Annotated in this window: 18 protein-coding genes and 1 tRNA gene; 10 read left to right on the top strand and 9 right to left on the bottom strand. The window is 38.5% G+C overall.

All coding sequences use genetic code 11. From position 1 onward, the window contains the following. The 3 genes from ACTB0Y_RS02685 to ACTB0Y_RS02675 are packed head-to-tail and all read left to right on the top strand — an operon-like array spanning position 1 to position 2,341. A complete protein-coding gene (locus ACTB0Y_RS02685) occupies positions 1 to 612 on the top strand; it encodes a hypothetical protein (protein ID WP_463205249.1) in 612 nt (203 codons plus the stop codon). Continuing rightward, positions 612 to 1,175, top strand: a complete 564-nt coding sequence (locus ACTB0Y_RS02680; RefSeq protein WP_463205248.1) for a hypothetical protein — start codon at positions 612 to 614, stop codon at positions 1,173 to 1,175. Before ACTB0Y_RS02685 ends, ACTB0Y_RS02680 begins: the two co-directional genes overlap by 1 nt. Then, complete coding sequence (locus tag ACTB0Y_RS02675) at positions 1,172 to 2,341, top strand: amidohydrolase family protein (protein WP_463205247.1); 1,170 nt, start codon at positions 1,172 to 1,174, stop codon at positions 2,339 to 2,341. The genes ACTB0Y_RS02680 and ACTB0Y_RS02675 overlap by 4 nt, the downstream gene beginning before the upstream one ends. Here ACTB0Y_RS02675 and ACTB0Y_RS02670 read toward each other — a convergent pair. After that, positions 2,325 to 2,774, bottom strand: coding sequence for a VanZ family protein (locus tag ACTB0Y_RS02670; RefSeq protein WP_463205246.1), 450 nt, complete (start codon positions 2,772 to 2,774; stop codon positions 2,325 to 2,327). The genes ACTB0Y_RS02675 and ACTB0Y_RS02670 overlap by 17 nt on opposite strands. 288 nt (positions 2,775 to 3,062) lie before the next feature. Between ACTB0Y_RS02670 and hemW the strand changes: the two genes are divergently transcribed. The 4 genes from hemW (at position 3,063) to ACTB0Y_RS02650 (ending at position 9,404) form a co-directional block, all read left to right on the top strand. After that, positions 3,063 to 4,187: a radical SAM family heme chaperone HemW gene (gene hemW, locus ACTB0Y_RS02665; protein ID WP_463205245.1), complete on the top strand. Its 1,125-nt coding sequence runs from the start codon at positions 3,063 to 3,065 to the stop codon at positions 4,185 to 4,187. A gap of 237 nt (positions 4,188 to 4,424) precedes the next feature. Next, the gene (locus tag ACTB0Y_RS02660; protein WP_463205244.1) at positions 4,425 to 7,640 is read left to right on the top strand and encodes an ATP-binding protein; all 3,216 of its coding nucleotides are present in this window, start codon (positions 4,425 to 4,427) and stop codon (positions 7,638 to 7,640) included. A gap of 112 nt (positions 7,641 to 7,752) precedes the next feature. Then, entirely contained in the window at positions 7,753 to 8,712 is a 960-nt protein-coding gene (locus ACTB0Y_RS02655; RefSeq protein WP_463205242.1) for an L-threonine 3-dehydrogenase, read from the top strand. 95 nt (positions 8,713 to 8,807) lie between these two features. Beyond that, positions 8,808 to 9,404: a bifunctional nuclease family protein gene (locus ACTB0Y_RS02650; protein ID WP_463205241.1), complete on the top strand. Its 597-nt coding sequence runs from the start codon at positions 8,808 to 8,810 to the stop codon at positions 9,402 to 9,404. A gap of 56 nt (positions 9,405 to 9,460) precedes the next feature. Here ACTB0Y_RS02650 and ACTB0Y_RS02645 read toward each other — a convergent pair whose 3' ends face one another. Further along, complete coding sequence (locus tag ACTB0Y_RS02645; RefSeq protein ID WP_463205240.1) at positions 9,461 to 10,717, bottom strand: nucleoside permease; 1,257 nt, start codon at positions 10,715 to 10,717, stop codon at positions 9,461 to 9,463. 492 nt (positions 10,718 to 11,209) lie between these two features. On the opposite strand from ACTB0Y_RS02645, the gene ACTB0Y_RS02640 reads away from it, so the two are divergent. Then, positions 11,210 to 15,145 (top strand): two-component regulator propeller domain-containing protein, encoded by a 3,936-nt coding sequence (locus tag ACTB0Y_RS02640; RefSeq protein WP_463205239.1) that lies wholly within the window; start codon positions 11,210 to 11,212, stop codon positions 15,143 to 15,145. Between the two features lie 188 nt (positions 15,146 to 15,333). Here the strand turns inward: ACTB0Y_RS02640 and porQ are convergent, their stop codons facing one another. The 7 genes from porQ to ACTB0Y_RS02605 form a co-directional block, all read right to left on the bottom strand. Beyond that, a complete protein-coding gene (porQ, locus tag ACTB0Y_RS02635; protein WP_463205238.1) occupies positions 15,334 to 16,377 on the bottom strand; it encodes a type IX secretion system protein PorQ in 1,044 nt (347 codons plus the stop codon). A 107-nt stretch (positions 16,378 to 16,484) separates the two neighbouring features. Next, positions 16,485 to 16,979, bottom strand: a complete 495-nt coding sequence (locus tag ACTB0Y_RS02630) for a YkgJ family cysteine cluster protein (protein WP_463205237.1) — start codon at positions 16,977 to 16,979, stop codon at positions 16,485 to 16,487. A 6-nt stretch (positions 16,980 to 16,985) separates the two neighbouring features. Further along, complete coding sequence (locus ACTB0Y_RS02625) at positions 16,986 to 18,044, bottom strand: M42 family metallopeptidase (protein ID WP_463205236.1); 1,059 nt, start codon at positions 18,042 to 18,044, stop codon at positions 16,986 to 16,988. 1 nt (position 18,045) lies between these two features. Beyond that, positions 18,046 to 18,531, bottom strand: a complete 486-nt coding sequence (locus ACTB0Y_RS02620) for a hypothetical protein (RefSeq protein WP_463205235.1) — start codon at positions 18,529 to 18,531, stop codon at positions 18,046 to 18,048. A 6-nt stretch (positions 18,532 to 18,537) separates the two neighbouring features. Continuing rightward, entirely contained in the window at positions 18,538 to 19,266 is a 729-nt protein-coding gene (rnc, locus tag ACTB0Y_RS02615) for a ribonuclease III (protein ID WP_463205234.1), read from the bottom strand. Continuing rightward, complete coding sequence (fabF, locus tag ACTB0Y_RS02610; RefSeq protein WP_463205233.1) at positions 19,266 to 20,516, bottom strand: beta-ketoacyl-ACP synthase II; 1,251 nt, start codon at positions 20,514 to 20,516, stop codon at positions 19,266 to 19,268. Before fabF ends, rnc begins: the two co-directional genes overlap by 1 nt. A 28-nt stretch (positions 20,517 to 20,544) precedes the next feature. Beyond that, positions 20,545 to 20,781, bottom strand: a complete 237-nt coding sequence (locus tag ACTB0Y_RS02605) for an acyl carrier protein (RefSeq protein WP_463205232.1) — start codon at positions 20,779 to 20,781, stop codon at positions 20,545 to 20,547. 240 nt (positions 20,782 to 21,021) lie between these two features. Here ACTB0Y_RS02605 and ACTB0Y_RS02600 point away from each other — a divergent pair. Together ACTB0Y_RS02600 and ACTB0Y_RS02595 are read left to right on the top strand one after the other, a co-directional pair. Continuing rightward, a tRNA-Met gene (locus tag ACTB0Y_RS02600) sits at positions 21,022 to 21,097 on the top strand. A gap of 54 nt (positions 21,098 to 21,151) precedes the next feature. Next, a partial coding sequence (locus tag ACTB0Y_RS02595) for a GIY-YIG nuclease family protein (RefSeq protein ID WP_463205325.1) occupies positions 21,152 to 21,255 on the top strand: 104 nt, incomplete at its 3' end.

Below are 21,255 nucleotides of genomic sequence, written 5' to 3'. Positions count from 1 at the left end.
ATGAAGAAAATAACATTACTTCTTGTACTATTAGGCATTTTGGGTGGCTGCAAAGATACTGATATAGAATATATATTCCCAAAAGATTACTTTCCGGCCTATCCCGAATCTTATTGGGTATATTCCGATGGTACAACCGTAAAAGTATCGCCTGGCTACCACAAACACAATTATTACGAAGAACTGGAAACAAATGTCACCACAAACGAGGTATATGTACCCATGATTGATAACCAATATGTGTATGAATATTCTATTACACAAAACGATAACAGGGTGCCATTGAAAAAATTACTTTCAGAATCGACAAACGATGATTGGATAGTAACTTACTGGCAAAATGGAGTAATGAGAAGAAGGGTGGTTAACAATGACACTACGGTTACCCTTACAGCTCCCATAGCCAATAATGATCAGCAAACTTTTGACAGTTGTATTATTGTTCAGGAGTACTTTAAAGATACCGCTGCCCACCCCTGGATGACCAAAGAAATTTATGCACCTAAAATAGGCCTTATCAGACAGGAAATAAGACGCGAAAATGACTCACTAGGAGGTGATTCTCTAATTTCAAAAGAGCTGGTGCGCTACTTTATTTCGGAGGATATTTAATGTGGATTAAGGGAAACATATTGTTGTCCCGGCAAATGAATATTCAGGAATTAGCGAGTCAGTTTCCTGAAAATGAAACTGAAGTGGATGAACACACAGTCATCATCAACACCCGGGATATTCCATTTTTTGCTGAACACAAACTATACCTGAAAACCACCAGCACCAAACTTACTTACAAATTATGGGTGCCTTCATTGGGGCCACTCATATTCTTCATGTATCTCGCTGTATTGTTTTTAGCCGGTTTTACCAACTGGCGTATGCTCGTAGTAGGTAGCATAATTGTAACCGGCATTGCCTTTGCCATTTACGTAATCAATGACAAGGGCGCCCGAAATTATCTGCACAAACACGTAGATGCCATCCGCGAGGAAAATGATGCAATTCCAGTAAATGAACCGGAAGCGGAACATTGTCCGGCATGCAATACTCCTGTAACTCCCTACACAAAGGTGTGTCCCGAATGTGGATTGTATTTGAAAAGTGCAAAAAAAATACAATCAAAAGGTAATCATACCGCATCAAATAAAACCAAAATCCATTACCACCTGAAAAAATGAGGAGAATATCTGCCAATTATGTTTTCCCGGTTGATGGGCCACCAATACGAAATGGCATTGTGGAGACGGATGACGATGGTACAATTCGAAAGGTATACAACTTTGATGGCAAAATGCTGGAGCTGGCACATACCGAATTTCTCAATGGGGTTTTAGTTCCGGGACTCATCAATATGCATACCCACCTTGAATATAGCTGGGTGCCAAGGGTGTTGCCTGAAGGCAAAGGAATGCCCCATTTTATTGAACACATGATGGCGTCGCATAGACCAGAAGATTATATGGACAGTATTGAAAGGGCCGATAATTTCATGTATAAAAACGGCACCGTTGCCGTAGCCGATATTGCTAATACAAGCAAAACAAAAGAAATTAAAAAACAATCAGGAATACGGTACTACACTTTTGCTGAAATAACCGGCTTAAAGTCGCAAATAGCCAACAAACGACTTGAGCACACAAAAAAAGTTGCTGCTGATTTTAATGCATCTGGCCTGCCCGCCTTCATTACGCCTCACGCTCCATATTCAATTTCTCCAAAACTATGGGAGCTATTGCAAAAAGAAATTAAGCCAAGCCAAATGTTATCTATTCACAACCAGGAAGCTGCAGCTGAAAACGAAATGTTCCACAATGGCGCGGGAGAACTCATGGATTTGTTCAAAAAATTAAATCTCATTGATGACCAATTTCAGCATACAGGCAAAAGCTCCCTGCAAAGTTTACCTTCGTTTATAAATGAAAACCCCTTATTACTTATCCATAATACCTTTACACAAGAAAAAGATATTAATCATTTGCTGCAAAACCGTAAAGCACCAACAGGATGGGTGTTATGCCCAAGTTCCAATGAACAAATTACTGGTCAACTACCAGACATAAAAACACTAAAAAAAGCTGATTTCCCCATAATGCTCGGAACAGACAGTACAGCAAGTGGTGCATCATTATCGCTGCTTGACGAAATAAAAATACTTCAACAAAAATTAAACCTGCCCTTTAATAGAATTCTTGCGTGGGCAACCCTGAACGCTGCAAAATTTATGGGATGGGATGACCTTGGTAGTTTTACCCCCGGGAAAAAACCGGGTATAAATGTAATCACTGGCTTCGATTTTAATACACATGCGCTCAAAAGCACAGCAAAAATTAGGAGAATTCTTTAGTATAGAAACGGTTAAATTCAAATCTAAGTAAATACCGGTATAAAATAGTAGCTACAATAGCTCCAATCATATTTACTGCAAAATCGAAAAAATCCGCATTTCTGGTGGCCACCAAATATTCCTGCATCAACTCAATAATGCCGCTATAAACTATGGGAATAACTGCAGCAACAATTAAAATGCTTCTGTCAATTTTCATTTTTGAGTTATATAATAACCTGAAGAGTAGCATGGAAAAGCCAAAATAAAATACAAAATGAATAACTTTATCGGCCTGACTAAAATAAAAAAAGTTCATTGAAACCCTATTGGCAGGAATCAGGCTTAAAAATGTTATAGTTGCAATCCAGGAAGAAAGCAAGCTCCAGTCAAGTACTGTCTTTTTATAACCCTTACCGGCAAGGATTCTATTTTTTAGTTTAGCGTACCCCATATTTTTAAAATATTCAAATGACAAAAACCCGAAATTAACATTTTATTATCATTTGAAGTGATAAATTTTGACAAACAACAGAAACTTATTGGTGAAAAAAGAATCCAAGCTTAGCCCTCATCGTATAAGGGTTAAAAGAAACATCTGGTCAGGTTTTTGTAAAGAAATTAGCTATAAAAAATAAATACGCTTTTTATGGTTATATCTTATGATAAAATGCTTGATTGCAGAGGTTTTTATAAATAATATTCATTAATTTTGAGCTTAACTTCAAAGGGTCCATTACTTATGGCAGGTATCTACATACATTATCCGTTCTGTAAATCGCGCTGTTATTATTGCGATTTTTATACTATTACAGATGCCCGGCTGCAGGAGCCTTTCTATAAAGCTCTGCTTTTCGAGATAAATTTACGTAAGGACTTTTTAAAAAATGAAACTATAGAAACCATATATCTTGGCGGAGGCACACCTTCCCTGCTTGAACCAGCCAAAATAAATGAAGTGCTTGATGCCATTCACAAAAATTTTAACGTTTCCGATTTTCCCGAAATAACCATTGAAGTAAACCCGGATGATATATCCAGGTATTATGTAAAGCAATTGGCAAAAACCCAAATCAACAGAGTTAGTTTGGGTATCCAGGCATTCTATAATTATCACCTCCAACTGATGAACAGACGTCACAAAGTATACGGCGCACTAAAAGCGGTAGAAGCTTTGCAAAATGAGGGATACGACAACATAAGCATCGATTTAATATACGGCTTACCAGAAATGACAAAGGCTGAATGGGAGAAAACCCTTAATAAAGCTGTGCAAATGAACATACAACATATTTCAGCCTATCATTTAACATACGAAGAAAACACCGTTTTCGATAAACTTAAAAAAAGTGGTTTACTTACCCCACCCGATGAAGAGGTGAGCCACTGGCAATTTTCACGCATGGCTGAATTCTTCGAAAGCAACGATTTTATTCACTACGAAATATCAAATTTCGGAAAACTGGGCAGGTTCTCAAAACACAACGTCAACTACTGGCAAAACAAACCCTACCTTGGATTAGGCCCTGCAGCACATAGCTTCGATGGCAGCTACCGGTACTGGAACATGCCTGATATAAGCAAATATCTGCGCATAGAAAGAAAACATGACGATATCAGGGAACAGGAAAAACTAACCACAAAAGATCAATTTAACGAGTATCTGATGACCGGGTTACGCACATATTGGGGCATTGATACGGAATATATTGTAAATCATTTTTCTGATAAACATCTCAGCCAACTAAAAGAAAACCTTGAGAAATATTTAAAATCGGGCCATGTGCAATCGAAAGACAACAAATATTATCTGACCCGCAACGGAATGTTTATAAGTGATAAAATCACATCTGATTTATTTATTTAATTACCCCCAAAAGCCAACAACCACCTGTTTGTCATTCAATTAACTCGTCATCAGGGTGAAACAAGAATAATTGCAAAAACCAGTGGTTTACAACGCATTACATTCATTTTCTTAGTACTTTCACTTTTTTTAACAGCGGCCATATCACATTTTTAACGCGGAATTGCCTTAAAGCTTTCATCTCAAAACTTGTTAGATAATAAAAATTTAACTATTATTCGACTATAATATTTAGCAATGACAGAGGCAGGATTTCATCAGGGCCACGAATCAAACAAAAAAAATCTTTTGAGCTCAGAAAATGACAGCCTGAGGCAACTCCTGCATCAGCAAGCCACATACATATGGGTGTGGAACAAGAGCACCTCTCATATTGACGTAGATCAGCATTTTAGAGAAAAGCTTGGATTAGAAGAAACCAACGATAATTTAGCCAGGCAGCTTTATCAAATTATTCACTCCTCAGACAAAATAAAGTGGTTGCGTTTCATTGTAAAGCTTCAACAGCAAGCAGCTATTAATGCTTTCGATATAAGATTTCGTCACACTTCAGGAGCATACATCTGGTTTCGAATTACCCCCGAAAAGACCACAAATCCTAACACAAGGATGGGGTTGTTATTAGACATCACCAAAGACACAAATAATCTTGCACACATACAGCACAAAACAGCCAGACTTGAAGCATCTATACAAAATAACTTTGGGCTCAATATTATTATTGACCAGGACCTCAACATCAAGCATATTCACAATGGAAGGTTAATATTAAGACAAAATACCGAAAATATTTTCAAGAAACTTACCATCGACTCCATTTTCGAAAGGGAAAGCCGAACCTTGTTTTTTGAGTCTTTAGATGAAATTATAAGAACCCCCGATGCTGAAATAAAAACGGAGGTCAAAACCAATCCACTTTACACCAGGGAGACCAGGGACCTCGAAATAACAATCATAAATAAACTACACGACCCTGAGGTACAAGGCATTGTGGTTGACGCACGCGACATATCGGCACATAAATCGCTGGAGGTTAAGCTCAAAAAACAGCGTCATGAGTATCTTAACTTATATGAAGAATACGAAGCTCAGAACAAAAAAATCAAAATCAAAAACGAAATTCTGGAGTCGAAAAATCTTGAAATTGCAGAAATTAACAAAAAACTCAGCAAATCTGAAACCCGATTCTTAAGCCTGTCAGCAATAGTTAATGAAGCTATAACCGTAATTGAAAACGAAAAAACAGTTTTTATCAGCGAGCGACTTGCACAAATTACAGGCTATCCAATCGAAGAACTATACAACATAGATATCAGGCATCTTGCAGATTCCAGCGAAAGCATAAAACAGCACTACCCGAACCCTAAAAATGAAGATATTATTGAAATTAACTTTTGGGGGCATACAAAAAATGGAGAGAATAAATACCTGTCAAATATTTTTTACAAAGAAAAATCCACTGGTAAACCCACTTATACGTTTATTATAACTACAGACCAAACACAACAAAAAATTCAAACCGAACTTTTGCGTGCCAACCAAATGAAGCTAAAGGCCACACTTGAATCGCTGCAAAAATGGATTATTGTGGTTGACAATAAAGGCTTCATTATCAATTTTTATAAACCCAACAATACAAATTATTTTTTATTAAAAGAAGGCTTTGACCCCACAGGTAAACATTATACTGAGCTACCATTGCCGGAGCAGTTTATTGAAAAAGTTCTGGAAACCGGCATAAAAGTACAAAAACAAGGTGTTGCACAAACCATAGAGATCCCAATTGAATTAAAGGGTAAAATCAGGTGGTATTATGTTAACATTTCAATTCGTTACAGTACCACAGGTCAAAACATTGGCTGGACACTCGTGCTCGATGACATTACCCGTATCAAGGCCACCGAGATGGAACTAAAAAACCGCGAGACACAACTCTATTCTTTAATCAACCACTTCCCCGATATCGTTTGCCTGAAAGATAAAGAAAACCGGTGGATACTCGCCAACAAACCATTGTTGGAGCTTTATGGCATTACCAACCAACCCTACCTCTTAAAAACCTGCAAAGAGCTGGCAACTATTCACCCCGAAAACAAAGCCATTTATACCAAATGTGCGGAAACAGACACTATAACATGGCACAAAAGAAACCAATACAAATATGACATGGTCTTTGACCGGGGCCGAAAGTCACCACGTGCCTACGAAATTATTAAAGTCCCCATTTTCGATAATCAGGGCGAACCAGCATGGCTCATAATGCTCGGCAGAGATGTCACAGAAAGAAAGCATATGACCAAAGAACTACAGCAAGCCAAAGAAAATGCAGAAATGGCAGACCAACTTAAAACAGCCTTCCTTACCAATATGTCGCATGAGCTCCGCACACCACTGAATGGAATTGTAGGTTTTTCGCAACTCCTGAATCAACCCAAAACAAACCCGGAAGAACAAAAAGAATTTATAAAAATCATTATTGAGTCGAGCAATTTCCTGTTAGATATTATAAACGACATTATAGACCTTGCTAAAATGGAAACCGGACAGATCAGTATCAACATACAGCCGGTAAACATTAAAGAAATGCTTCAGGATTCATTTAAATACTACAAAACGCATTATAAAAAACCCAACCTTAACTTTGAAACAGCGTTTCCGGAAATTCCTGAACAAATAATTATCGATACGGATAAAATCCGGTTACAACAGGTGCTCAACAGTCTTGTTGCCAATGCAGTTAAATTCACAAAAAAGGGTACTATAAAAATAAGTACCGGCTTTGACAGCCATCATGAGTTTTTATTGATCAAAATAAAAGATACCGGAATTGGTATTGATCCCAAATTCCACAAAACTATTTTCGAACGGTTCAGGCAGGTAGAAGAAGGCTATACAAGAGAATATGGAGGCGCAGGACTTGGGCTGGCTATCTCAAAAAAACTAACCGAAATGCTCGGTGGTGCAATAAGCGTCGATTCACAGCCCGGCAAGGGATCAGAATTTACTATTAAACTCCCTTACATAAGCTCACCCATGCGATCGGAGAAAAGGAATGCACCTGCCGATATAAGTTTCATTCAAAACAAAAGCGTATTAGCCGTAGAAGACGATGCAGGAAGTTACCTCCTTTTAAAATCAATTTTGCGCAATACAGGTTGCAAACTTATACATGCCAAAAACGGACATGAAGCATTAAAAACCATAAAAAATCAAACCCGGGTAGATTTAATTCTAATGGATGTGCAAATGCCGGTGATGGATGGCCTGGAGGCCACAAGAAAAATAAAACAAATCGATAAAAACATACCAATAGTCGCACAAACAGCTCATGCATTCAGCAATGACAGGGAGAAGTGCCTTTTAGCCGGATGCGATGAATTTATTACCAAACCCATAAGGTTTAATGACCTATTCAATGTAATGTATAAAACCCTTGTAAAAACCAATAAGTAAGGCCTTAATATTACTGTTAAAGAAAATAAAAAAGCATATAGCTTTCCGGTTGAAAATATATACATTTGTTTCAATTCGACACTCGTAACATTTAATCAATAAACCATTTAAAATGAAAAACATACTCGTAGTAGGTGCAGGAGGTCAGATTGGTTCTGAACTTGTACCTTTTTTACGCAAGCAATACGGAACAAGTAATGTAGTAGCTGCAGATATTGATGAAGCTAAATGCAAAAAACTTTCTGAAGGACCCTGGGAAAAATTAGATGCCACAGATGGTGATCGCTTCTATGAAATTGTGAAAAAGTACAAAATTGATACAATTTACAATATGGTTGCGCTCCTATCAGCTACCGGCGAAAAAAATCCTGAACTGGCATGGAAAATTAATATGGGAGCCCTCGAGAACAGCCTCAACATTGCAAAAGAAAATAATTGTGCCGTTTTTACACCCAGCTCTATAGGTGCATTTGGGCCCACCACACCACAAGACAACACACCACAAGACACCATTATGCAGCCCAACACAATTTATGGGGTTTGTAAAGTGTCCGGAGAACTTTTAAGTAATTACTATTATCAACGCTTTGGCGTCGACACCCGTTCAGTAAGGTTTCCCGGCATTATTTCCAATGTCACCTTACCCGGAGGAGGAACTACAGACTATGCTGTTGAAATATATTACGAAGCTATTAAAAATCAAAAGTACACCTGCAACCTGCAAAAAGGTACTTTCCTCGATATGATGTACATGCCCGATGCAGTAAAAGCCTCTGTTGATCTAATGGAAGCCAATCCTGAAAAACTGATCCACAGAAATTCATTCAATATTACTGCCATGAGTTTCGACCCGGAAATGATTGCCGATGAGATAAAAAAGCATATTCCCGAGTTCAAAATGAATTATGAGGTTGACCAGGCTAAGCAAACGATTGCAGACAGCTGGCCCAATTCGATGGACGATAGTTGTGCGAAAAAAGAGTGGGGCTGGAGCCCTCAATACAACCTGGCCGCAATGACTATTGATATGTTGGACAAGATTGAGGAAAAACATCAAAAAGGACTCATTTAATTAAATAAAGGTGTAACCCGGGGAAACGATCGATCGGTATAAAAAACAGGAAAAATTTATGTAAGTTTGTAGATATGTAACGGAATAAAGCCTTTATGGATAAAATCAAACTTAAAGTACTGGGAATATCTTATAGTCAAACACAAACCGGAGCCTATGCGCTCATACTTGCTGAAGATAACGGAGAGAGAAGAATACCGATCATTATTGGCGGCTTTGAGGCTCAGGCTATTGCCATTGAACTCGAAGGCCTAAAACCTCCAAGACCTCTTACACACGACTTGTTTGTAAATTTTGCAGACGCATATAGTATTAATATCATTGATGTAACCATTAACCGCCTTGAAGAGGGCATATTCTACTCCGAAATTACATGCGACAACGGCAATAGCCGAATAAAAATCGATGCTCGCACCAGCGACAGCATTGCACTGGCCTTGCGTTTTAAATGTCCGATTTACACTACTCCTGAAGTAATGGAAAAAGCAGGTATAGAATTAGAGGCAGAAAAAACGGATGAGCCCGAAGTAACTGCAAGCAAAGCAAATCTGTCGCGAGAGGAGCAAAAAGAAAAGTATGCACAAAAAACTTTAGAAGACCTAAAAAAAATGCTCAATGAAGCCATTGAAAAAGAAAATTATGAGCTTGCTTCAGAGCTTAGAGATGAAATAAAACAAAGAGAGCAGGAATAATACTATTCCCGCTCTCTTTAACTTTCTATTATAACGTGAGTTCGATTTAAATTTTACTAAATTTTTCCTGCTTCCTCGGCCTTTTCCACTGCTTTTGGGTTGTGTCTGTACTTAAAAAGTATCATAAATAATATGGCAATAAGTAAGGCATAGGCTGCAAAAGAATACCAAATGAGATCCCACTGCTTAACCCCACCACGTGTAAAGTAATCTACTACCAGACCACTGGCTGTTGCTCCTAAAAAGGCTCCAAACCCATTGGTCATCATAATAAACAACCCTTGAGCACTTGCCCTGATTTTGGGTTTCGCTTCGAGTTCTACAAACAAAGATCCGGAAATATTGAAAAAATCAAATGCCAATCCATAAACTATCATAGATAAAACAAGCCACACAAGCCCGCCACCCGGATCCCCGATGGCAAAAAATGCAAAACGAAGCACCCAGGCAAACATACTGAACAACATAACCTTCTTAATACCAAAACGCTTTAGGAAAAATGGTATAGTCAGAATGAATACCGTCTCGGACATTTGAGAAATAGACATTAACAAGCTGGGATGCTGAACCGCAAATGCATCAGCAAAATCCGAAGCAAAGTCATGCAAAAAAGGCTCTCCAAAAGTATTTGTGATTTGTAAGGCTGCTCCAAGAAGCATTGAAAAGATGAAAAACACACTCATCTTTCGCTTTTTGAATAATACAAATGCATCGAATCCCATAGCTGAAACCCAGGAACTTCCCTTGGTTTTGTTCTCTGGCGGACAACTCGGCAATGTCATAGCATAAATACCCAACACCAAAGAGGCAGCAGATGCCACGTAAAGCTGAACCGGGCTAATTGTCCATCCCATTAAATCTACAACCCACATTGCAGCAATAAAACCAATTGTACCCCATACACGAATTGGTGGGAAAGATTTTACTATATCAAACTTGTTTTGTTCCAGTATGCTGTAAGATACAGTATTATCCAATGCAATGGTTGGCATATACATCATTGAGTTTAGCAGCAACAATACATAAAGCACCCCAAAATCAGTTTCGCCTGCAGCAAAAAACAACAATACAGCACCTATTAAGTGAGCAAAGCCTAATACCCGCTCTGCATTTACCCAACGGTCTGCAATAATTCCCATAATAGCAGGCATAAAAAGTGAGGCAATACCCATGGTAGCATAAATACTCCCAACCTGGCCACCCGTGAAATTAAGGGTTTGAATCATATAACCACCCAAAGATATCAACCATGCCCCCCAAACAAAAAACTGAAGGAAATTCAGAATTGTAAGTCTTATTTTAATATTACTCATAATATAAAGTGATTTCGGCCTTGCCTAAAGTCCCTTCTTTTGCCAGATGTAAGGCACTTTTATGGCCATATTAAGTCGACAAAGATGGAAAAAATAAACGTAATTTTGAACCGAAAAAACATAAAAACTTTCATATTCCTGCTAACTAACTGAAACAATGAAAAATATTTTGAAAAATAACACTATCCGTATTCTATACACACAAAGCGCACCCATAACCACACTAATCTCTAATTATATGCTAAAAAGACACTTACATCACCTCGAATAAAAAGTAGCATAAAAATCTCCAAAACAATTCCTTTATAATATGCCGACATATTCGTGTAACAATAACCTTTGAGAAACTACAGCAACATGAATATAGTAGTGATATCACACAAAATGATTTCACGGTGTATTTATTCGGATTAAACAGTAAAAATATGTAATTTGCGAAGGCAAGATAAAACTGAATAGGGGTTGTTCAATATTTTTTAATACAATGGCAGAATGAGATATGTATTAGTTTTTCTGGCGGGATTGTTTTTGCTGCCATCTATTAATGCTCAAGAAAGCTACCGGTATAACTTTGACAGATTTACGAATGAACAAGGATTATCGCAGGGTCAGGTTTTTGATATAAATCAGGATAAAATCGGGCGTGTGTGGATTGCAACATATTCCGGTGGTATCACTATACTGGATGGTCAAAAAGATAAATACCTTTCTGTTAAAGATGGTATGCCCTCCTATTCTACAACATCACTTTTCCTCGACAAAGAAGAACGCATGTGGATTGGAACAGCCAATGGCCCTTGCTACTACAATGGTTACTCGGTAAAAACACCCACAATAAACGAACCCATCAAAAAACTGTTTGTTTGGGACATTGCTGCTGATTCAAAAGGCCAACTATGGTTAGCAACAGACCAGGGTATATGGTATGTGCAAAACGATACCGTTTATCTGGCCGATCAATCCATAAGGCAATACCCGTTTTATAAAATTTCAACCCAACCTGGCACAGGTAATTTATGGTTTTGCTCAGGTGTAACAGAACTTAGGGTTCTAAATGAAAACACATTAACAAAGGCTAAAATTCCTATCGCGGACGACGTCCTTATCGAGGATCTGTTTTTCACATCAGAGCATCATGTTTTAGTGGCCTCAACAATGGGGCTTTTCGACTGTAAAGTCAATGGAACCGAACTACAGGTACAATCGAGAAAATTACACGACCACCATGCCATTACAATGGAAATTGATAAAGCAGGTCGCTTATGGGTAGGAACAGACGAAGCCGGATTGTTTATTTTTGATGAAAATGGGGAGGTCCAAAACATTACAGCATACCAGGGAATTGGCTTTAATCGTATTTATAAAATTTTTAAAGACAACCAAAAAAACATCTGGATAGGTACCGATGGCGCAGGAGCATCGATTTTCAAAGGCTTTCAATTTGCAGAATTGCGCATCGAAGCACTCTACCAACCATCTTTTGTAATGGATGTGCATGTCGACAAATCCAATAACATGTGGGTGGCAACCGAAGGCCAGGGAATTGTTAAACTATCGCAAAACAATCAACAACATTTTACAACAGATAATGGACTGAGCAGCAATTTTGCAAACGAAATTGCTTCCAATGAAAAAGGAGAAGTGTTTGTTGCTACCAATATGGGGATCACTGTTTTCGACGGAAAAAAAATAAACTATCTCAGTAAACCCGTGCATCTGGTCTCAAATTTAGTGGAATCTCTTATGATCGATGACCAGGGGAACCTGTGGGTAGGAACATTTGGACAGGGCCTGCAATGCGTAAATAACCAAAAGCTTTTTTCTTCGGCCAATGGCATCAGCTCCGACTACATTTGGGATGTTTTGCAAGCCCGTGACAAAAGAATTTTCGTAGCCACAGATCAGGGTGTAAACATCATACGAAACAATAAAGTAGTAGATACAATAGACAGAAAAGACGGCCTGTTAAACGAACATGTGAGTTCAATACTACAGGATCAATATGGCAATTTCTGGTTTGCTACTGAGGGAGGCCTGTCCTGGTACAACGGCAAAATTCTGAAATATTATGCTATTTCTGAATTAACCAAAAACCATATTTTTTATTCTATTACTGAAGATAAACACGGAAGAATTTTACTGGGTACGGAAAATGGAATTGTTTTACTCAATACCGATAAAAACGGTGTAATTTATGGCACTCATCAGTACTCCAGAAATACCGGTTTCTTTGGCATAGAGTGCAATTCCAATGCAGTGGCACAAAACGCCAAAGGTCAAATATTCTGGGGAACAGTGAATGGCGTTACCAGACAAATACCAACTAAAGAAATACAAACCCAAAACGTAGCAGAACCTTTTATACGCGCTATCGAACTGTCCGACAACAAGGAGCACTTGCACGGCTATGCCGATTCAGTCGCGCCCTGGTTTAACCTACCTGTAAGTTTACATTTACCCTACCGTAAAAATAATGTAACCATTTATTACGGAGCACCCGAATTTTTTAATAAAGATAAATTGCTTTACCGATACAAACTCGAAGGCCTTGATGAATCATGGTCTAAGCCTGGTAAACAAACACAAGTTAGCTACAACCACTTATCATCGGGTGCTTACTCCTTTCGCGTACAAACCATGCACGCTGACTTCATGAATAGGCCTGCCGGAGAAGTTTCTTACAAATTTACCATCGATACACCCTTGTATAAAACATGGTGGTTCAGAATTATTCTGAGTGTAACCCTCATTAGTATTGTGCTGTTATTATGGAACTACCGAATATATGCACTCAGAAAAAGAAAAGTAACGCTTCAAAAATTAGTCAGGGAGCGTACAATGCAATTATCAAAACAAAAAAATCAGCTCGAAAAGGCCAATAAGGAAATACGCCAAAGCGCCCAGCTTAAAGAACAATTCCTGGCCAATACCAGCCACGAAATGCGTACACCACTCAATGTGGTAATTGGCTATAGCAACCTTATGCTCAATGCAAGGTTAGATAAGCAACACAAACGCTACATGGAAAACATACGCTCATCTGGCGAACATCTTAAAGTCATCATAAATGATTTACTGGACCTTTCCAAAATTGAAGCTGATAAACTCACACTGAATAAAACATCATTCAATTATCGTCGAATAATTATCAACACATTTAACATTTTCCGCATTGAAGCCGAAAACAAAGGACTAAAAACAGAATTAAATATTTCGCGGCCAATTCATAAAATCGATGGCGATCCGGTACGGCTCACACAAATATTATCAAACCTGCTTCGAAATGCAGTAAAATTTACTGAAAACGGATACATCAGTATCTCTACTCAAGAGGAAAAAATTGCTGAAGATCGTATAAAACTTAACATAAAAATATCAGACAGCGGTATTGGAATACCTCAAGACAAACTCAACCAAATATTTGAGAGCTTTACGCAGGTAAAAGGCAGCCTCACTCGAAAATATGGCGGTACCGGACTGGGTCTGGCTATAGTAAAAAAACTCATATCCCTACATAATGGCGATATTACAGTAGAAAGTGAAGAAAATAAAGGAACAGTTTTTAATGTTACGCTACCTTACAACATTTCAACAGAGAACGAAACTCCATTAATCGAAGATTATAAAATCCAATTTGAAAAAGCTATAGAAAATATCCGTATACTGATTGTCGATGATAATGAAATAAACCTGTCGCTGGCCATCGAAACACTACAAAAATTTAATTCCAGCATCAAAATGGAAGTTGCCTACAATGGAAAAGAAGCCCTTGATATTTTATCACAAAAAGATTTTGATCTCATTATTATGGACATACAGATGCCGGTAATGGATGGATATGAAGCTACAAAACTTATCAGAAGCCGTGAGGATCAGAAATCGGGTATTCCAATTCTTGGTATGACTGCTCATGCAATGAAAGATGAACGTACACGCTGCCTTGACCTGGGTATGAATGAATACCTGTCTAAACCTTTCTCCCCGGCCGATTTACTAATTAAAATCAAAAAAATCCTTGAACTCAATGCTTCAGAACCACCAGAAACATTTGTAACAGCCTCTTCAGCCAATAATAATTTCAAAACCATTGATATTAATAAAATTAAAAATATTGTTGGCGATTCACCGGAGAAGGAAATTAAATATCTTAAACTACTCCAAAAAAATGCACCTGACTTTATCCAAAAGCTAAACACCGGCCTGCAAAAAAATGATTATAAAAAAATAAAAGTGTCTGCTCATTCTCTCAAATCGACTTTCAGATACTATGGCGCTGATGAATTAATGAACTTGAGCAAACAAATTGAAGCCCTCGCAGAACAAAGAAACCATCACCAAAAAATACAATTACTTGTAAAAGAAGTGCATAAAAAATGGTCAGAAGTAGCAAAAGAGTTGGAGACCTATCTCAATAAGCCCAATGAATAAAACTAAAGCCGCCGGAATTCATCTCGGAATGTAATTGGTGCTAATGCTTTTCCTTCAGGCACATACTTGTTATCTAGCTCATTATCCAAAAATTACCTACAGCCAACCCCACGCTAGAATGGACCAACAAATAGAGAAACAAGCAAGATACTGATTATAAAAACACGCCAAAGTGCAGCACTTTTGTATTATTCAAAAAACCGTGCGAGATTGGTTCGCACAGAAATGTGATTTGTAGCTCCGGCCAGGTGATATGAAGCTCTGGCATATTCAATATGAAATCCTTTAATAAGCACCGATGCACCCAGACTAAAACCGACCATTCCGCCTTTATCAATCATTTTCATAGTGCTACGCCGGTAGTAGTTGTAACCCACCCTGGCAGTAAACCTGGTCGAAGGAATAAATTCAACCGCAAATATCAGGTGGCGCATAATTTTTTCTGCGTCTTTTCGAATGTAATCCGTTTCAATTTCTTCTGGTGGAAGGTCTGTATTATTTGGAGTAACTGTATTATTATTGGTCAGTAGTAAATTAAAATCGTGTAAATGATGAGCTACCAGTGAAAAACGAAATGGTGCATGTTCTAAGCCTTTTGCAATTCCAAACTGATAATCCTGCGGTAAAGGCTCATTTTCACCCTCAACATACTCCTCGATTTGGGTACCAATATTTTTTGCTATTACTGAGACTGTTAGTTGTAAGTCTGGGTTATTATAGGTCAAAGATGCATCAAAAGCTGCAGCTAAAGCATCATAATGGTCAATTTTAGAATATATGCCTTTTACACTCGCACCCAAACGCAAATTTTTCATAAGTGGTTGCGACCATCCAATTACCAGGGCGTAATCGCCACCATTAAAAATCCCCATATTGTTGCCAAACTGATCGATACGATCCATTTCTCCATAGTTCATATACTGCATAGCTGCGCCTATAACCCCCAACTCTTTTAAATCGTATCCCCAGGCTACCATCCCCATATTAACACCAGGATGCAGATTTGCAAAATTAAGTCCTATCTGCTGATCCAGTTTGGGTTTTAGCAATGCCGGATTATCAGTTATTAAATTAATACTGCTGTCAGCACTTACAATTGGTGTTCCTCCCAGAGAAGCAGAATATGCAGAGGTAGGAACTGTTAAAAAGCGATAGACCGATGACAAATCAGATTGCCCGTATCCGCTAAAAACAGATATAACTAAAAATAAAATTCCAAAAAATCGATTCATAGTATAAACGAAACTTCATAAATCATACTGCCTTGCTCAGCAGTTGTTTGGTATAACGGTTAAAAATATAAAAAAGTATAAAAGTAAAGTTACTAACCTGCCTATAATTATGTTTCTTCAGCTAACCGTCTGAAAATATGATAAACTACCGGACATGTAAAAGTGTTTTTTAGTGATACTTTCATGCGCTTGTAAAATTTCGGCTGATGGGTATGGGGATAGTCGCGGCACGCACGAGGCCTTTTTTCATAAACCATACAAAAGTTATCGTCCATTAAAAACGGACACGGCATGAATTTAAAAACATAATCACCATCCTCATCAATACGGAGGTAAGTTTCTACGACCTCACTATCCTTCATTTTGAGGTGTTTTGCCAGCCGTCGAATGTCAGTGTCTATAATTCTGGGGCCCAATGTTCGGCAACAATTACCACATTCCAGACAATCTATCTCCTCAAAGAGTTCGGCATCCCACTGTTGAACAAGGTCATCGAGGTTTCGTTTTTGTTGCTTACCTAATGGTTTAATTACTGCCTTGTGCGCTTCGTAATGACTTTGGGCCAACACTTTTAATCGCTCCGGCTCAATCAGCTTACCCATAGTGGCTTATTTGTATTCCAATTGTAAACCATCCATGTCTTTTAAAGCAAAATAAAGCAGGTTCACTGAATCCAAAACATCTTGTTTGTGTACACTCTCTATAACCTGATGAATATGTCTTGTGGGAATGCTAATAGCGCCGGCAATAGCTCCTCCCTTTACCATTCGTTGGAGATTTCCGGTATCTGTACCCCCACCTGCTAACATTTCTGTCTGATAGGTAATATTGTGTTTTTTTGCCGTATTTTTCAGAAATTCAATCATACGCAAATCAGCTATCACAGAAGCATCCATAATTTTTATGGCAGCACCTTTACCTAATGCTGAAACCTGCTCCTGTGGTTGCGCACCCGGTGTATCATAAGCTATAGTGGTGTCTAACCCAATAGCAATATCGGGCTCTATGGCCTGCGCTGCCACCTGGGCCCCTCGTAAACCCACCTCTTCCTGAACCGTAAAAACAGCATAAAGATCAAAGGCCGGGGTCTCGGATTTTAAAAGATTTAAAACTTGCTCAAGAATATAAACTGAAACACGATTATCGAGAGATTTACCGTTATAGCAATTGCCCATTTCAATTAATTCTCTGTCGCGCGTAATGGCATTTCCCGGCTCTATAATTTCTTTGACCTGAACAGCTTCCATACCCGTATCTATGAAAAAATCTGTGATTTCTACATTCTTTTTCCGTTCTTCCGGTTTCATTATGTGTACAGGCTTACTCCCCATAACGCCTTTAATATCTTGCTTGCCATGTACCACAACCCGTTGCGAGGTAAGTGTTTTGGGATCGAACCCGCCAACTGGATGAAAACGAATAAAACCATTATCGTCTATATGGCTCACAACAAATCCAATCTCGTCCATATGAGCGGCGACAAGTACTTTCTTGTCAGTTTTGCCCTTTTTGTATACAATTAAATTACCTAAACGGTCAATCCATAATTTATCGGCGTATTGAGCCACCTCACCTTTCACCAAATCTCTCACTTTATGTTCAAACCCCGATGCACCCGGCACTTCGCTAATCGCCTTAAGCCGTTCAAATTTATTCTCTTTTAACATGTTAAATTATTTTTTCTCCATTCTTAAATTCACTTGCCGAAGATTTAAGGATCATTCGAATACCATTTATTTGTTTTAATTGGAATGGGTCAAACAAGCTATCCATTCCATCTGTTCGGATTAAAAACTTTACGGTTGTCCATTCATCTAACAAGTGTATATATTTTTCTATGGGAACATCTTCAAATAGTCCTTTGTTTATCTCACCTTGTGCAGGAGCCGGATCAAGTTTTTTTCGGTTCTCGATCAAATGTAGAAACTGCCCGGACTCTTCATCGGTCCACACATACTTTTCAAATGTAATCAATTGTTGCTGATACACTTTTTCTATGGGGTCGGGCGGCCTGCTGAGAATATCTTCGTGACTTAATTGAACACCTGAAAGATCAGCAATGACAAAACATATTTTCCAGGGTGGTAAATCTGTTATTACACCGAAAACATCAGGATATTCGATCTCTTCTTCCAAGTAAAAAACATTACCCATAAGAGACTATTTTTCAAGGTGTACCAGCGCTTCGCGAGCGGCATTTTGTTCTGCTTCTTTTTTAGACTTTCCCTTACCCCTGCCAAGGTTCTGTTCATCAAGCACAACACGTGTTTCAAATTCCGGGTTATGTGCTTTTTCATTATTCACACAAGCCGTTTCAAAACGCACTGGGTTTTTATGTTTTTGTGCCCATTCTATCAGGAGACTTTTGTAATTGGTATCACGGCGTTTCATCTCATCCAAATCTATCAAAGCCTCAAGAATACGGTCAATAATAAATCTCCGGGTTCTTTTATATCCTTTGTCGAGATAAACCGCACCGATAAATGCCTCAAAAAAATCGCCCAAAATATGGTTAGTTTGTTCCTTATCTAAAGAACGGGTAAATAACAACTGATCTAACCCGGTACGTTCAGCAAGTTCACTAAGTGTTTGTCCATTAACCAATTTGGACCTGAATTTGGTTAAAAATCCCTCATTCTTTTCAGGAAACTGTTGATAAAGATATTCAGCCACAACAGCTCCTAAAATAGCGTCACCTAAAAACTCAAGTCGCTCATTATTAATGAGTTGCTTTTCATGATAAAAAGAAGCTGACCTGTGTATACAGGCCAGCTTATAAAAAATTATTTTACCCGGACGAAATCCGGTGACATTTTTAATGGATTTTTTGAACGCTTGGTCGTTCTTAAAAGTAATTTGTTGAGCAGTAAAGTTTATTTTACTCCACACTATTCACTCTTTTTGAAAATAATAGTAGCATTATGTCCACCAAATCCGAAATTATTGGTCATTGCAAATTTGATATCGCGTTTTTGTGCTTTATTAAACACGAAATCAAGATTCTGATCAATATTTTCGTCTAATTCATGCAAATTAATTGTTGGTGGAATAACTTGCTCACTTATAGAATGGATTGTGGCCATACTTTCAAGTGCTCCGGCAGCTCCCAACAAGTGTCCTGTCATTGACTTGGTTGAATTCAGCGCTATTTTGTAAGCGTGCTCACCAAATGCATTAAGTACTGCTTTAGGTTCTGCGATATCTCCCAAACCAGTCGATGTACCATGTGTATTAATATGGTCAACATCTTCAGGTTTGATTTTAGCATCGTTCATGGCCATTTGCATGACTTTGGTAGCACCTTGACCTTCCGGGTGCGGTGCTGTCATGTGATGCGCGTCGGCATTAAGTCCGACACCAACAATCTCTGCGTAGATTTTGGCACCCCGTTTTACGGCGTGGTCATAATCTTCGAGAATCATTGCTGCGCCACCTTCGGCCATTACAAAACCATCGCGGTCTTTATCGAATGGTCTTGATGCGGTTTTAGGGTCATCATTACGGGTTGAAATGGCTTTCATCGAATTAAAACCTCCAACGCCGGCTTCATCAATAGCTGCTTCGGAACCTCCAGCTACCATTACATCGGCAAATCCAAGGCGGATGTAATTTACTGCATCAATAATGGCATGTGTAGAAGATGCACATGCAGAAACAGTGGTAAAGTTTGGTCCGCGCAGCTCATGCTTGATTGAAATGTGACCTGCTGCAATATTGGCAATCATTTTAGGAATGAAAAAAGGGCTGAACCTGGGTTGTCCATCGCCAGTGGCCCAGCTCCCAATTTCTTCAACAAAGGTTTGCAATCCACCAATACCAGCACCCCAAATTACACCTGCCCGTTCTCTGTCTTCTTTATCAAGATCTAATGCTGAATCCTTGATTGCTTCATCGGCAGAAATCATCGCAAACTGCGAATAAAGATCGTGTTTGCGCAACTCTTTTCGGTCGAAGTAATCCTTAGGCTCATAGTTCTTAACTTCGCAGGCAAATTGGGTTTTAAAATTTGAAGCATCGAAACGAGTTATCGGAGCTGCTCCACTAACTCCATTCACCATGTTTTCCCAGGTCTCGGATGTGTTATTCCCGATTGGGTTAATGGTTCCCATTCCGGTAACTACTACGCGTCTGATGTTCATTTTGGTAAATTTAGGGTAGAATTAAGTCTTACTTGGTGTTGTCGTCGATGTATTTAATTGCGTCACCTACTGTTGCAATTTTTTCAGCTTGATCATCTGGAATAGCTAAATTGAATTCTTTTTCGAATTCCATGATCAATTCCACTGTGTCGAGGGAATCAGCTCCAAGATCATTAGTGAAACTTGCTTCAGCTGTTACTTCGCTCTCATCAACACCTAACTTGTCAACGATAATGCTATTTACACGAGATGCAATGTCTGACATAGCTTTTAAAATTTAAGTTAATATTACCCTGCAAAGAAATGAAAATTGCTCTTAAATATAAAAATATTTAGCAAAAAAAAGCCTTCGTCCCTTGACCTGCAAAGCTAAAGCATTAAAAAACAGCCACATCTACTCAGCTTATTATCAAAATAATTTTGAAAAAATTACGATTTTTGTAAAAAAAGCGAGATAAATTTGGATCTTGGATATTACTGACTTATATTTGCAACCGCAAAACAATGCGGGGTAGAGCAGTTGGTAGCTCGTCGGGCTCATAACCCGGAGGTCGTAGGTTCGAGTCCTTCCCCCGCTACCAAGAAAAGAGGCCGGAAGATTTTTCCGGCCTCTTTTATTTTAAAACCTGTCGGCTATGTTTTGGGTATACGTCATTTATTCCGTAAAATACGATAAAATATATATCGGCTACACTTCCGATATTCAGCAAAGAATCTTGTCTCATAATAAACTCGCTAA

Source organism: Salinivirga sp. (genome assembly GCF_055145285.1).
This window is presented reverse-complemented; position numbering and strand designations above follow the sequence as displayed.